This is a genomic window from Vibrio hepatarius (assembly GCF_018860525.1).
Lineage (GTDB): Bacteria > Pseudomonadota > Gammaproteobacteria > Enterobacterales > Vibrionaceae > Vibrio > Vibrio hepatarius_B.
The window spans coordinates 32369-46980 of sequence record NZ_JAHKPM010000065.1; the positions used below are offsets into that span (position 1 = coordinate 32369).

11 protein-coding genes are annotated in these 14612 nt (G+C 40.9%); 6 read left to right on the forward strand and 5 right to left on the reverse strand.

The genetic code is table 11. From position 1 onward, the window contains the following. Positions 1-26: 26 nt before the first annotated feature. From KO511_RS19315 to KO511_RS19335, 5 genes are all read right to left on the reverse strand, one after another. Positions 27-1397: an ImpA family type VI secretion system protein gene (locus KO511_RS19315; protein WP_215989022.1), complete on the reverse strand. Its 1371-nt coding sequence runs from the start codon at positions 1395-1397 to the stop codon at positions 27-29. A 212-nt stretch (positions 1398-1609) separates the two neighbouring features. Continuing rightward, entirely contained in the window at positions 1610-1912 is a 303-nt protein-coding gene (locus tag KO511_RS19320) for a PAAR domain-containing protein (protein ID WP_215989023.1), read from the reverse strand. Beyond that, a complete protein-coding gene (locus KO511_RS19325) occupies positions 1909-2478 on the reverse strand; it encodes a DUF6931 family protein (RefSeq protein ID WP_215989024.1) in 570 nt (189 codons plus the stop codon). Before KO511_RS19325 ends, KO511_RS19320 begins: the two co-directional genes overlap by 4 nt. A gap of 3 nt (positions 2479-2481) precedes the next feature. Then, a complete protein-coding gene (locus KO511_RS19330; protein WP_215989025.1) occupies positions 2482-4464 on the reverse strand; it encodes a type VI secretion system Vgr family protein in 1983 nt (660 codons plus the stop codon). Positions 4465-4647: 183 nt separating this feature from the next. Further along, positions 4648-5445 carry a hypothetical protein gene (locus tag KO511_RS19335; protein ID WP_215989026.1) on the reverse strand — a complete coding sequence of 266 codons (798 nt, stop codon included), beginning with the start codon at positions 5443-5445 and terminating at the stop codon, positions 4648-4650. Between the two features lie 270 nt (positions 5446-5715). Here KO511_RS19335 and KO511_RS19340 point away from each other — a divergent pair, with 270 nt between their 5' ends. The 6 genes from KO511_RS19340 to KO511_RS19365 all read left to right on the forward strand — a co-directional run bounded on the left by KO511_RS19340 (position 5716) and on the right by KO511_RS19365 (position 14526). Further along, positions 5716-6420, forward strand: coding sequence for a GntR family transcriptional regulator (locus KO511_RS19340; protein WP_215989027.1), 705 nt, complete (start codon positions 5716-5718; stop codon positions 6418-6420). A gap of 12 nt (positions 6421-6432) precedes the next feature. Continuing rightward, entirely contained in the window at positions 6433-7332 is a 900-nt protein-coding gene (prpB, locus tag KO511_RS19345; protein ID WP_215989028.1) for a methylisocitrate lyase, read from the forward strand. Positions 7333-7435: 103 nt separating this feature from the next. Further along, positions 7436-8563 (forward strand): bifunctional 2-methylcitrate synthase/citrate synthase, encoded by a 1128-nt coding sequence (prpC, locus tag KO511_RS19350; protein ID WP_215989029.1) that lies wholly within the window; start codon positions 7436-7438, stop codon positions 8561-8563. 240 nt (positions 8564-8803) lie between these two features. Continuing rightward, positions 8804-11395 (forward strand): Fe/S-dependent 2-methylisocitrate dehydratase AcnD, encoded by a 2592-nt coding sequence (gene acnD, locus KO511_RS19355; protein ID WP_215989030.1) that lies wholly within the window; start codon positions 8804-8806, stop codon positions 11393-11395. A gap of 9 nt (positions 11396-11404) precedes the next feature. Then, on the forward strand, positions 11405-12589 hold the full coding sequence (gene prpF / locus KO511_RS19360) for a 2-methylaconitate cis-trans isomerase PrpF (protein WP_215989031.1): 1185 nt from the start codon (positions 11405-11407) through the stop codon (positions 12587-12589). Positions 12590-12648: 59 nt separating this feature from the next. Then, entirely contained in the window at positions 12649-14526 is a 1878-nt protein-coding gene (locus KO511_RS19365) for a propionyl-CoA synthetase (RefSeq protein ID WP_215989032.1), read from the forward strand. The last annotated feature ends 86 nt before the right edge of the window (positions 14527-14612 follow it).

The window sequence follows — 14612 nt, forward strand, 5'->3', positions numbered from 1 at the left end:
CTTTGCTAATTTAGCATGTTATGTTTTTACCATTCGAAATTACTAATACCACTATCTGGTTGAGTCGTATCACCCTCAGTTTTAGGAGGCCTTTCGTTGTATGTGGCAGACTCAGTTGAAGTCTGTATTGTCGGTGCGTTTACATCCGTCTGTGCAAGCTCAGATGGTTGTGAAAGTGCTTTATTTGATGCTGCGGTTATACGGTTTAGCTTAGCTGGTTCTAAGTTATCCATACCTGAAACCTGATTAATATGGGTAATAGCACCTGAGTTACCGCCAGTCATCTCGTTTAAGAGTTCAGGTAAGCTCATGTATCCCCATCGAATTGCTCGCTCTAGCAAAAAAGGGATAGGGCTATGGGGTTCAGTTTGCTGAAAAAATTGTGAAATTTTGCGCAGTTCGTGAAACGCCTGATCGCGACTCGTTATTATGCCGGCTATTGAGGTAGCTTGATTATGATTAGCTTCTTCCACTAAGGCATTATCAGCACTTGGTAGTGTCGATTGTGCATTAGTGGCGGGTACACTAGGCACTTCTGAGTCAGAGGAAGTTTGACTTTGTAAAGTTTGATGATTAATCAGATTGAAGTTACTGTCTAATGGCCATGGTGCAAATCGATCGCCGACTAAATATTGTATTGCTTTGAGTAATTCGGAAAGATTCGCTTTTGCAAACTTAAAACTAACGGGAGATAGGCCCACTTTTTGACATTCTTGTGCAATAAGTTTTTCGGCGGCATTTAAATTTTGATATGCGATAGCGAGATCTCGTACAACATCTTCTATCTCGTTTGAATATAACGAGTAAGCTGTCTCTTTAAGTTCTGAAAGCGTACCACTTCGTTCAGCCTGCAAAAAATCACCAAATGTAATGTGTCCTATTAGATCGGTCAATTGCAACGGCATAAAAAGTGCGGTCGAGTCTTGGCTTTCACCAACGAGTTGGAGCAAGGGTTTGATACGAAACTCAATCAACTCTTTATTGCGCCCTAATTCATCCTCACTTTTGATTTTATCCAAAGGAAGTTGAGGTTGAAGAGTTTCCCAAAATGATTCGATAAATTCGACTAGGACTTTAGTAGATTTTGCTAGATTACTATAAGGAGACGATGTGAACAGCTGACTGGTAATGAACCACCCTAATAATTCAGTATCTTTTGTTTGCGAAGTTAGGGCGTCAAATGTGGTGGTGCGCACTAAATTCCAGTTTGTGTCATTCGCTTCGATTAAGGATTCATTGCTGGAAGCATCAGGAGTTTCGATTAACTGACGAAATGATGATTGTGCCGTATTGTAATGATTTCTCAAAGTACGATAGACACTTCGATCCAATTTGAGGTAGGTACCTGATGGCTGTTCTTCCGATATAGGTTTCAATAATGCTTCAGTATCAACCATACAATGTCCGTCATTAGATGCTAAAATAATTTATTAAGTATTCAATAACTTAATTATTAAAAATATTTGTGCATACCAGAGTCTAGTCTGTTTTGGCAGAAAAAATTCATTAAATTCATTATTTTATTAAAAAAGAGATTTAAATCAGGAAAATGACCCTTAATTATGTCAATTTGGTCAATTTAATTTTTGATCATAGTGAGTTAGAGTCATTAACCTCCTATTAACACAGTAGGCATGCCTAATACAATTGAACCACCATGTGCAGTAGTATCGCCCATTCTTGCGGCAGGCTTACTATTGATTAGCACAGTTGCACTTCCTTTTATAATTGAATCAGGTGGGCCGACACATACACACATATCTCCTAGTGTTGCTGCTGGCATGCTTCCAATCAATACAGTTGGCGCTCCTGGTCCAGTTATTGGACCTCCTACATGCGGTATAGGTGGGACTGCGGGAGTTTGCATTGGGCACACATGCATATCGGTAAGTCGGGCAGCAGGCAATGTCATTCCAATCCTCCATTTCCACCATTAGCAATATTAAGCGCTGATGTAATAGCATTTTCATAATAGACTGCTGTTTGATCCCAATTTGGCAGTGCGGCTGCATGGTTTATGGAACCAGCGACGGCTTTGGAGTATAAAAATGGGTCTGGTAACACTACCGGCAAATCCGGTGCAACTATACTCCCTGAACCGTTCCAAAATACTGCTTGGCTTGCCCAAGATGGTCCACAATTTAGTTCTAGCCTGTTAGCGAGTAGTTCCGACTTTCTTCGAAGTTCCTCTGAAGGGGCCAATGCCCAGTGTTTTGATGTATTTAATGACATTTTTTGAACATCATTCCATACATCATTACGTGATGATAAGCAGCATAAAGCCCACCAAATACTTTCTCGAACAGGTAAAGCATGGGCAAGAAATTGTACTAAGTCATAATTGAGCTCAGCTTTTTGTAGGTGGATGATTACTTGGTCTATTGGAAGATCTTCACCAATGATTTCCTTTGCATCATCGGAGGCTTGGAATCTTGGCATAATTTGAGTACTACTTTGATAGGGAATTTTCTTATACATAGTTTAATTGACCTTAACAATTGCGCCTTTTAACTCGCCTAATAAACCGCCATCGAATGTCCCTTTGAGGCCAGATTTAAACTCTGCGCCTAATGAACCTTCAGCGCTTAGGGTTGTACTCGCTTTTATCTCCACGCTGAGTCCCTTAATACTGTTTGAACTTGTGGCCTCAAGTGCAGTTGTTGTGCCTGATAGCTTATTTGCTGATGTAGCCTTACTCGTCACATTAGTCCCCTCTAGGTTGAGAGAACTACTTGCTTTGATATCTATATCGGTGGCTTCTATTGATATTGAAGAAGAAGACATTGATATTTTGCTGGAGCCCACTTTAAGGTCAATAGTGTCATCGGCTTCAAGTGTAATAGATTTAGCAGAACCACTAATTGCCTTGGTAACCTCTAAACTATAATTATCCTCTGTTTTAATTGTCATCGCCTTAGTGACGGTTTGATTTAGTTCGCCTTTGACTGTTTCCGTATGATTATTTTCAACTTCTTGGGAAATATCTTTGGCGGCATGGAGATATATAAGTTCATTATCTTTTTTGTCATCAAAATAAAGTTCGTTTGCTTCTGCAGTTAACTTCGTTTTTATACCGCTTTTAGTCGTGTTTGCTTCTTTGTACGGTGGAGCATTCTCGCTGTTATATACACTTCCTGTAATAATAGGTTGATCTGGATCGCCATCGATAAAGGAAACTAAAACTTCCTGTCCAACCCTAGGAATAAATTGGGCCCCATAGCCACTTCCTGCCATCATTTGAGCAACTCTGACGTAGCAACTTGTTTTGTCTCCACTTGACTCAGTGTCCCAGTGGAATTGGATTCTAACTCGGCCTTGCTCGTCTTGATTTATTTCCCCAGCAGTGGAGCCTGCAACAGTTGCACTTTGCAAACCTTTGACTATCTGTTTTCCCCTTGGTCTTGGGTAGGTTGGTGTTGATTTAGGAGTAAGCTTAACTTCTGTTGTGCATTGAACATCATTTTTGTAGTGAGTTGATATGCCAATCACCGAGAAATCACCCAATTGGTTTTTGTCTAAATGGCTATCTAGACTAAACCAAGTCGCAATATCGAACATGTCATGTTTCGCATGTGCTACGACTGACTGATAATCTTGTTCAAGATGTTCAATACGTCTTTTAGCAAGGTTACTAGATAGGTCTGTCATGTCACGACTAATTCCTAATTCAGGATAAAAAGAGGACGTCAATTTTGTATTGTTAGCGATAGTATGACTACTATTTTTGGCTTTGCTTGTAATGAGCTTGGATTGTGAATAGTCGTAAGAAGTTAATTCGATACTTGCTCCATGAAACGACATAATTGGAATCCAAGAATGTATCAAAGGTAGGCTACCAGACGGGGTTTCTTGCATATCAAATTTCGCAGCATCGGCCTTATCAAAAGGAGATGTTGCATCTTGAATAACCAAGATATGATCGCCTGTTTCATGCTCAAAATAGTAATGCAGTCCTTCTTCTGCAAGTAATCGAGCGACGAAATCATGATCAGACTCGTTATACTGAAGGCAATATTCTCTTTTTGTTGAAGGTAAGCTAGAAAGTTTATATTTTCCTTTGAAGCCTGCAGTATCGAAAATATCGCTAATAATGTCCTTTGTAGATTGTGTTTGATAGACTCGAAATGAGTGAGTGTGGGTAAGTAGCCAGAACCAAGGCCTAAGTGTTAACTTATATTGCATGAACTGTAGATTAGCATCTAATCCCATTTGCTCTATACGCGCGATTACACCATTAAAGGTCCGCTGCAGTTTGTTGCTACCAGATTCATTGCTATAGCGGTTGATGGTCAATAGCTGTCCAAGCTGCTCTTGAGAGCTAAAAGTTGAAGACACAATAGTGGCAGTTATTTCAAAAGATACCGATAAAGCTTGAGTCACGATAAAATCACTGACTAAGTGCTCTTGGTTTTTATAATCTTTTGCAGAAATTAAGCTAGCTGATGCTGAGTATTTATCAGCCATAGGATATCCTTGTAATTTTATGAAGAATAAAAGTCTTACAAATTATGCTGTTACGTATAGAACATAGCGATTTAATAAAAAGTAGCAGTAAATCGAGCGTAAATAAATCCTACTAGTTGGGAGAACATGTGATTTATATTCGAAGTATGCTTAATGTGTGAGCTACATTGATATATTTTTATTTTAACGACTATCTACCACTAATAATTTCGCCTCGGCATAGGCAAAATCCATACTCTCAGCTTCATTTTTACTCTGCAAAATGGAATCGACCGATGGAAGGATCACAAAGAACACCAAAGGCTCATGATGAAGAGCGCGCCAGAGAGTATCCAAATGATTTTTTTTATGGACACTCATGTTAATGGTGAGCACTAAACTTTCTTCAGCAAGGTTTGAATGAAGGATGTTTCCCAATTCATGTACTGCTCCCCAGAGTGTATTAAGCGATCTTTCTTGTGTACTTTTCAAAAAAAACTCTAATTCAAGATCTCCTGAATCATCATGTACTGTAACGCTTAAACGATGATTAACTCTCAGCCCCTTGGTGAAGGGGAGATGTTGCAGATTATTATTGAGGATTTCAGATGATAATGGACAAAGCTGAACAGAATTAGCTGGCTGTTGACTTGCATACATTTCACAAGTGAATTGTTTTATGACTGCCTCTAATCCGTTGTGAAAGTAGGTATTTTGAATATCTTTTATTGAAGTTGCTGAGCTTGTAATAGCCTCTGAAAATATTTTAGACGCGTTATTATTCACGGCCTCATGGTCCGAAACATTAACATAATCGTTCGATTTAATTGCCTTCCTCACAACATTGTTTGTGTCGATAATGGTTACACTATCATCCGTATACACGCTGTCTCTAAATAAGGGATAGTATGGCTCTCGATCCGTAAGAGAAAATAAAGAACATGCAGTAATATTTAACACCAGTAACGTTAGAGCTATCGTTTTTACAAAATGTGCATTCATTCGATTATCAACTTCCCTACTGGTCCCAGATAAGATAGTAGGCAGATACTTGTGTTAATTCATAGCTTTGGTTCTATTACTGCGCAGTTAGTTCACAAAAATGATTGAACGAAGAGAGGCAAGTTTCTTAAAAGTATGATCCATTAATGATATATGCTACCAGTTTGTCCTGATTGTCGACAATGGTATTGATTTATGACATTTATTTTGGGTATTTTGTATTTTTGGACTTAGTATTGTAGACAATTAAGTTAAAGATCATAAGTAAATATGAATGATGAACTCGCCTACCGTATGGAAACGAAGCTCAAAGAAAGAGAAAGCACCAAATCTGAAAATTTAACGGAGCTTTTGATAGACGTTATCGTTGCTGGAACGCTTGAGCCTGGTAGTAAAATTTCTGAACCAGAATTAGCCAAGCGTTTAAAAGTGAGTAGAGGTCCATTAAGAGAAGCTTTGATGCGAATTGAAGGTTTAGGACTTATCGAGCGTATCCCGCATGTTGGTGCGAGAGTTGTTAAGCTTTCAACTCAGAAATTGATAGAAGTATATTCGGTTAGAGAGGCTCTGGAAGGGATGGCTGCTAGATTAGCCGCTAGACACATATCGGATGATGAGATCTTAAGATTGGAAGCCTTACTTGCAAAACACTCTAGACATATTGATGAGGTTGATGGTGGGTCTTATTTCCATCAGCAGGGAGACTTTGATTTCCACTATCGCGTTATTTTAGCAAGTCGAAATAGCAAACTGATATCTTTACTATGCGATGAATTATACCACTTACTGCGTATGTATCGATATCAGTCCCCGCGGTCTCAATCAAGGCCTATAGATGCATTAAACGAACACAAATTGATATTGAAAGCGATAGGAAATCGTGATGAAGAATTAGCAGAACTTCTGATGAGGCGACATATATCAGACAGCAGAAAATTAATTGAGCAACGTATTTCAATAACTCACAATGATTAGAAGGACATTGTCATGAGTTTATCTCAAGGTGCAAAATTCAGGATTGCTATAGAGCAAAGCAGTCCATTACAGATTGTCGGCGCAATCAACCCCTATTGTGCAATGATGGCGAAAAACCTCGGACATCAAGCGATTTATTTATCTGGCGGAGGCGTTGCAAACGCTTCATATGGTTTACCCGATCTCGGCATAACCTCGCTTAATGATGTCTTAGTTGATGTTGAGCGCATTTGTAACGCTTGCGATCTCCCGCTGTTAGTGGATATTGACACCGGTTTTGGAGGTGCATTCAATATCGCACGTACGATAAAGGCAATGGAAAAAGCGGGTGCTGCAGCAGTGCATATGGAAGATCAGGTTGCACAAAAACGATGTGGACATAGGCCCAATAAGGCCATAGTGAGTCAGAAAGAGATGGTTGATCGTATCAAAGCAGCCGTAGATGCTCGCCATGATCCAAGTTTTGTGATCATGGCACGAACCGATGCTCTTGCGATTGAAGGCATGGATAAAGCCATAGAGAGGGCAATTGCTTGTATTGAAGCAGGAGCTGATATGGTTTTTCCTGAAGCGATGAATAAGCTTGAACAATATACCCAATTCTCCAAAGCGCTGAAACAAGCCACGGGAAAAGAGGTTCCTATATTGGCCAACATTACTGAATTTGGTCAAACACCTCTCTTTGGTACACAACAGCTGGTGGAAGTAGGCGTTAGTATGGTGCTTTATCCATTAAGTGCATTTCGTGCGATGAATAAAGCAGCAGAAAACGTATATGCACACCTATTGAAAGAGGGAAACCAAGTAGAGCTTATTGAGTCTATGCAGACGCGAAACGAATTATATGAGCATCTAAACTATCATGTCTACGAACAAAAACTAGATCAACTTTTTTCACAGGAAAATAACTAATCATAGGCAAAAACTCATCTATCAAATGATTCAATAATGTATTTTTTTTGGTAACCATTAGGTTCCAGTAAAGAGAATTAGCTAGACAGAAAAGGAGTTCTATATGTCGACCAAAGAGTTAGCTGGGGCTGGCCTAAGAGGGCAAAGTGCCGGAAGTACTGCTTTATGTACAGTCGGAAAGACGGGCACAGGCCTGACATATCGAGGGTATGATATTGCAGACTTAGCAAATAACGCTCAATTTGAAGAAGTGGCGCACCTCTTGTTACGTGGTCACTTACCAACTCACCAAGAATTGGATGCCTATAAAACAAGATTAATAAGTCTACGTGGCTTACCTGATGAGGTAAAAAAAGCGCTTGAATTATTGCCACGTCATGCACATCCAATGGATGTTATGCGTACGGGCTGCTCAGTTTTGGGAAACATAGAACAAGAACTTAATTTCGTTGAGCAACTCAATGCAACAGAGAGAATGTTGGCTTTATTCCCAGCAATCATTTGTTACTGGTATCGTTATAGTCATGATGGTGTGAGAATAGATACAGAAGACCAATCTCAGAACTGTATTGGCGGGCATTTTCTAAAAATGTTGACTGATAAAGAACCCAGCACACTGCACAAACAAGTTATGCATTGTTCCCTTATTTTGTATGCTGAGCATGAGTTTAATGCATCTACATTCGCAGCAAGAGTCTGCGCTTCAACTTTGTCTGACATACATTCTTGCATTACCGCAGCGATTGGTACCCTTAGAGGCCCTTTGCATGGTGGAGCGAATGAAGCGGCAATGGATATGATTCAGGATTGGCAGACGCCTGAAGACGCTGAGTCTAATATCATACGAATGCTAGCTAACAAAGACAAAATTATGGGCTTTGGTCATGCTATATACCGTGAAAGCGATCCTAGGAATGCATTGATTAAACGTTGGTCAAAAGAGTTATCTGAGCAGGTTGGTGATAAACATCTTTATGCTGTTTCAGAACGTGTAGAAACCGTGATGAAACGTGAAAAAGGATTGTTTTGTAATGCTGATTTTTTCCACGCATCCGCATACCACTTTATGGATATTCCTACTAAATTATTTACCCCCATATTTGTTATGAGTCGTCTTACTGGCTGGGCTGCTCATGTCTTTGAACAGCGTTCTAATAATCGAATAATTCGCCCATGTGCGGATTATACAGGGCCAGAAGCTCAGGATTGGTTACCTATTGATAAGAGGTAAAAGCGAGAGTGGTTGCTTTGTAGAGGTTTAGAGTTGAATACTGAGCCTCTTTGTCTGTAAAAGACCAAGTTGAGCCATAAGTCGATTCTACTTTTGGCTTTTATTCTTCCAACGGCCCTCTTTATAAAGCTGCTTTCAAGCTAGCCATTACCAACATATTTCCTTTATCTACCTAAATCTCTATCGTTCTGACTTAGAAAAAAATTCAGTCCAGTACGATATTTAGATGGAAACAACACTATGAGTTGTACAGTGAACATAAATTACCGCAAATCACTTCCGGAATCTGATTTAGATTTTTTTGATGCTCGTCAAGCCATTAATGATATCTCTCCCGGAGCATATAATCGCTTGCCTTACACTTCTCGAATTCTTGCTGAGCAACTGGTTCGAAGGTGTAATCCACAGACTTTAGTCGCATCACTTAAGCAGTTAATTGAGCGTAAGAGAGACTTGGATTTTCCATGGTATCCAGCACGAGTTGTCTGTCACGATATTTTGGGTCAAACCGCTTTAGTAGATCTTGCTGGTTTAAGAGATGCCATTGCTGATCAAGGTGGAGACCCCTCAAAAGTAAACCCTGTTGTTGAAACTCAACTGATTGTTGATCACTCTTTAGCTGTTGAGCATGGTGGATACGATCCCGATGCATTCGAAAAAAACCGAGCTATTGAAGAACGCAGAAATGAAGATCGTTTTCATTTCATTGAATGGTGTAAAACCGCATTTGAGAATGTCAGCGTCATTCCTGCTGGGAATGGTATTATGCATCAAATTAATCTTGAAAAGATGTCCCCAGTTGTACAAGTTAAAGATGGTATAGCTTACCCAGATACGTGCGTCGGTACCGACAGCCACACTCCCCACGTTGATGCTCTTGGTGTAATTGCAATTGGTGTAGGTGGGTTAGAGGCTGAAACGGTTATGTTAGGGCGTCCTTCTATGATGAGACTCCCGGAGATCATAGGCGTGAAGCTGATCGGTAGGCGAAGTCCTGGAGTGACAGCGACGGATATCGTTTTAGCTATTACCGAATTCTTACGTAAATCGAAAGTCGTTTCTTCTTATCTTGAATTTTTTGGTGAAGGTGCCAGTAGTCTTACGATAGGAGATAGAGCGACTATCTCTAATATGACACCAGAGTATGGTGCCACCGCCGGAATGTTTTATATCGATGAACAAACGATCCGTTATCTGCAATTGACAGGGCGGGACTCACAACAGGTAGCATTAGTCGAAAAATACGCGAAACAAACTGGACTTTGGGCGAGTGATTTAAAGGAAGTTGAGTACGAGCGAGTGTTGGAATTTGACCTCTCATCTGTCACTCGAAATTTAGCTGGTCCGTCTAACCCGCATCGTCGTTTACCCACTTCAGATCTTACAGCTAAAGGGATAGCAGGCAAGTGGGATAATACAGAAGGGCGCTTACCTGATGGAGCCATTATCATCGCCGCTATCACATCCTGCACTAATACAAGTAATCCAAGGAATGTTATTGCGGCTGGACTGGTGGCTAAAAAGGCAAACCAATTAGGTCTAGAGCGAAAGCCTTGGGTCAAATCGTCTTTTGCACCAGGTTCTAAAGTAGCCAAGCTCTACCTTGAAGAAGCTGGATTACTGCCAGAAATGGAAAAGCTTGGCTTTGGAATTGTTGGTTATGCCTGTACAACTTGTAATGGCATGAGTGGCGCTTTAGACTCAAAAATTCAGCAAGAAATCATAGACAGAGATCTGTATTCTATAGCAGTGTTGTCTGGTAATCGAAATTTCGATGGCCGCATTCACCCTTATGCTAAACAAGCCTTTTTGGCTTCTCCTCCTCTCGTAGTGGCTTACGCTATTGCTGGGACGATTCGATTTGATATTGAGCGTGATGTGCTAGGCCAAAGCCCAGATGGTGACCCTATTTATCTGCGAGATCTTTGGCCAACTGATGAAGAAATTGATCAAGCTGTGGCTGATTATGTTAAGCCTGAACAATTTAAACAAGTTTATATACAGATGTTTAAGCTTGATAATCAGGAGTCGAATGTTACCCCACTCTATGATTGGCGAAAGATGAGTACCTACATACGCCGGCCACCATATTGGGAAGGAGCTCTTGCTGGTAAACGTACGTTATCTTCAATGAGGCCGTTAGCTGTCTTAGGAGATAATATTACAACTGACCATTTGTCTCCTTCAAATGCAATACTTGCATCCAGTGCAGCGGGTGAATACCTTTCCCAAATGGGCGTTCCTGAGCAAGATTTTAATTCTTACGCGACACATCGTGGCGATCATCTTACTGCACAACGTGCCACATTTGCTAACCCCAAGCTGTTCAACGAAATGGTCAAAGACAATGGGGAAGTAGTTCAGGGATCTTTTGCCCGCATTGAGCCGGAAGGGAAAGTATCTCGTATGTGGGAAGCGATTGAAACTTATATGGAACGCAAACAGCCTTTGATCATTATTGCAGGTGCAGATTATGGTCAAGGTTCGTCACGAGACTGGGCGGCAAAAGGGGTTCGCTTGGCTGGTGTTGAAGTCATAGTTGCGGAAGGGTTTGAGCGAATTCACAGAACTAATCTTGTTGGAATGGGGGTGTTACCTCTCGAATTTAAGCTGGGTGAGAACCGAAAATCTTTTAACCTTGACGGTAGTGAAATTTATGACGTAACAGGAAATATCAAAGCAGGCGCAGACCTTAACTTAATCATTACACGCAAGAGCGGCGAACGTTTAGAGACATCAGTCATATGCCGCTTGGACACACAAGACGAGGTCTTGGTTTACGAAGCTGGTGGTGTATTACAGCGTTTTGCTCAAGATTTTCTTGCGCAGTAGGGAGGAGCAATGGTAAATCATCGAACCAATCAAATAAAGGTTGCGGCAACTTATATGCGCGGTGGAACGAGCAAGGGCGTATTTTTCAATGTGAACGACTTACCTCCCAAAGTGCAGAATGCTGGGAAAGAGCGTGATGCGTTTTTATTACGGGTAATTGGCAGCCCTGATCCTTATTCAAAGCATATTGATGGTATGGGGGGAGCAACGTCAAGTACCAGCAAAGTGGTTATTCTTTCCCCAAGCACTCGATCTGGACATGATGTCGATTACTTATTTGGCCAAATTGCGATTGATAAAGCATTGGTCGATTGGAGTGGCAATTGTGGCAACCTTTCTGCGGCGGTAGGACCTTTTGCTATACACGCCGGATTATTGCCACCCGATCGCATTCCTAAAAATGGTACCGCTGTGGTCAAAGTATGGCAATCCAACATCAACAAAACTATTGTCATTCATGTTCCTATCAAAGATGGAAACGTACAAGAAACCGGTGATTTTGAGTTAGATGGGGTTACTTTTCCTGCGGCAGAAATTCCAGTAGATTTTATGTCGCCAGCAGACGGAAAAAGTAACATGTTTCCTACCGGAAACTTAATCGATGAACTCGTTGTTCCAGAGGTCGGAACATTTAATGCAACGTTTATAAACGCAGGTATACCGACCATATTCTTACAAGCAGACTCGCTCGGTTATTCAGGGACAGAGCTTCAAGATGATATCAATAATGATCAAAATGCTTTGGATAAATTTGAGAAAATTCGAGCTCATGGGGCATTAAAAATGGGCATTATTAGCAACATCGAAGCGGTTGAAAGTCACCAGCATACGCCCAAAATAGCATTTGTATCTAAACCTAAGAGCTATCGTGCATCGAATGGTAAATATATTTCTGAAGGCGATGTAGACCTACTGGTTAGAGCCCTATCTATGGGTAAACTTCACCATGCCATGATGGGGACAGCCGCAGTGGCAATTGCTTCTGCCTCAAGTGTCCCCGGAACACTCGTTAATCTAGCCGCAGGTGGCGGTGAAAAACACTCGATCACATTTGGACACCCGTCTGGTGTATTAAAAGTTGGCGCTATTGCGATCTGTAATGAGGAAAGCTGGGTTGTTGAAAAAGCAGTAATGAGCCGAAGTGCGCGAATAATTATGGAAGGTTTTGTTCGTGTCCCTTCCGATATTTTTTAGAGTAAGTCTGTGAATAAATACAGGCCTCAAACTTATCTGGGCATACTGGAGGAATCGATATGTCTGCTTATCAGAAAGAATATTTATTGGCCAAGGAAGATCCCAAACAGTTTTGGCAAAGCCAAGCTGAGAATATCAATTGGTTTCAAAAACCTACCAAAATTTTAGAGTTTGATAACAATGGCATTGAACGCTGGTTTTCCGATGGCGTTCTAAATACATGTTGGTTGGCGCTAGATTATCATTGTGAGCAGGGTCGAGGCGATAATGTAGCTCTAATTTATGATTCTCCGGTTACAGGAAACAAAAGCCGATACACATATAACCAATTACGAGATCAAGTGTCGAAAATAGCTGGAATGCTTGCTAGTAAAGGGGTAGGTAAAGGCGATCGAGTGATTATTTATATGCCAATGATCCCTCAAGCTGCTATGGCTATGCTGGCATGTGCAAGACTAGGTGCAATCCACTCCGTGGTATTTGGTGGTTTTGCTCCTCATGAACTTGCGGTTCGAATTGATGATGCGCAACCTAAAATCATTCTGACTGCATCCTGTGGTATTGAGTTCACAACAGTGATCCCATATAAGCCTCTCGTTGATAAAGCTATTGAAAAAAGTAACTGGAAACCGGATACAGTAATTGTTTATCAGCGACCTCAATGCCTGGCCGAATTAACTCAGTCCTATGACTTAGATTGGAATCAAGCTTATGAACAAGCCCAACCTCATTCCTGTGTACCAGTCTTATCTACTGATCCATTATATATTCTCTATACCTCTGGCACGACTGGCAAACCTAAAGGTGTGGTGAGGGATAATGGTGGTCATGCTGTTGCACTCAAATACTCTATGGGAGCAATTTATAATATTGCCGAAGATGGTGTGTATTGGGCTGTTTCTGATGTTGGTTGGGTATTGGGGCATTCTTATATTGTGTATGCGCCTTTGATCCACGGTTGTACAAGCGTTTTATACGAAGGTAAACCAATCAAAACACCTGATGCTGGTGTTTTTTGGCGTGTATGTGCAGAGCATAAAGTGAATGTCTTGTTCGCTGCACCAACGGCTTTTCGTGCGATAAAAAAAGAAGACTCTGAAGGTACACAAATTAAAAAGTATGATTTATCTCCATTGCAGGTGATCTTTATGGCGGGTGAAAGGCTTGACTCACCCACTATGAATTGGACACAAGAAAAAACGGGTAAACCTATTATCGACAATTGGTGGCAGACTGAAACGGGCTGGCCCATCGTTGCCAATCCAATAGGAATAGAGCCTATGCCTGTTAAAGCTGGTTCATCCACAAAACCAGTACCAGGTTACCATTTGGACATTCTTGACGGCCAGGGGGAGGTGTTAGGGCCTAACCAACAAGGCTTTATAGCAATAAAACGGCCTATGCCTCCAAGTTGTTTACCTACTATATGGCGTAATCACGATAGGTTTAAGTCTGGTTATTTAAATCAATTTCCGGGTTACTATATAAGTGGTGATGGCGGGTACTTTGATAGTGATGGGTATCTATATATTATGGGTCGAATTGATGATGTAATTAATGTAGCTGGCCATAGGCTATCTACAGGGGAAATGGAAGAAGTAGTGGCAGGGCATCCTGCAATTGCAGAATGTGCGGTTGTTGGGATAAGTGATGAACTTAAAGGACAGCTACCATTAGGTCTTATAGTTTTAAAAGATGGAGTTAAGGTGAGCGATATCGAACTGGAAAAAGAGATCATTGATGTCGTCCGTGAGAAAATTGGAGCTGTTGCATGTTTTAAACAGGCACTAGTTGTTGAACGCTTACCCAAAACTCGTTCAGGGAAGATTTTACGCAAAACTATCCGCCAAATAGCAGATGGAGAAGAGTATACTTTACCTTCAACGATTGATGACCCTACAAGTTTAAATGAAATTGAAAAAATTTTAGAACGCTAGATGATTGAATAACATATAGGTAGCCTTTAATATTTAGGGCTACTTAGTGATATAAGGTCGCGATTTGCAGGCTTCTGTATGTAAAA

What these genes read in the sequence shown, in the direction of transcription:
- KO511_RS19315 (WP_215989022.1), bottom strand. Translation starts at nt 1,397, where the DNA reads ATGGTTGATACTGAAGCATTATTGAAACCTATATCGGAAGAACAGCCA.
- KO511_RS19320 (WP_215989023.1), bottom strand. Translation starts at nt 1,912, where the DNA reads ATGACATTGCCTGCTGCCCGACTTACCGATATGCATGTGTGCCCAATG.
- KO511_RS19325 (WP_215989024.1), bottom strand. Translation starts at nt 2,478, where the DNA reads ATGTATAAGAAAATTCCCTATCAAAGTAGTACTCAAATTATGCCAAGA.
- KO511_RS19330 (WP_215989025.1), bottom strand. Translation starts at nt 4,464, where the DNA reads ATGGCTGATAAATACTCAGCATCAGCTAGCTTAATTTCTGCAAAAGAT.
- KO511_RS19335 (WP_215989026.1), bottom strand. Translation starts at nt 5,445, where the DNA reads ATGAATGCACATTTTGTAAAAACGATAGCTCTAACGTTACTGGTGTTA.
- KO511_RS19340 (WP_215989027.1), top strand. Translation starts at nt 5,716, where the DNA reads ATGAATGATGAACTCGCCTACCGTATGGAAACGAAGCTCAAAGAAAGA.
- prpB (WP_215989028.1), top strand. Translation starts at nt 6,433, where the DNA reads ATGAGTTTATCTCAAGGTGCAAAATTCAGGATTGCTATAGAGCAAAGC.
- prpC (WP_215989029.1), top strand. Translation starts at nt 7,436, where the DNA reads ATGTCGACCAAAGAGTTAGCTGGGGCTGGCCTAAGAGGGCAAAGTGCC.
- acnD (WP_215989030.1), top strand. Translation starts at nt 8,804, where the DNA reads ATGAGTTGTACAGTGAACATAAATTACCGCAAATCACTTCCGGAATCT.
- prpF (WP_215989031.1), top strand. Translation starts at nt 11,405, where the DNA reads ATGGTAAATCATCGAACCAATCAAATAAAGGTTGCGGCAACTTATATG.
- KO511_RS19365 (WP_215989032.1), top strand. Translation starts at nt 12,649, where the DNA reads ATGTCTGCTTATCAGAAAGAATATTTATTGGCCAAGGAAGATCCCAAA.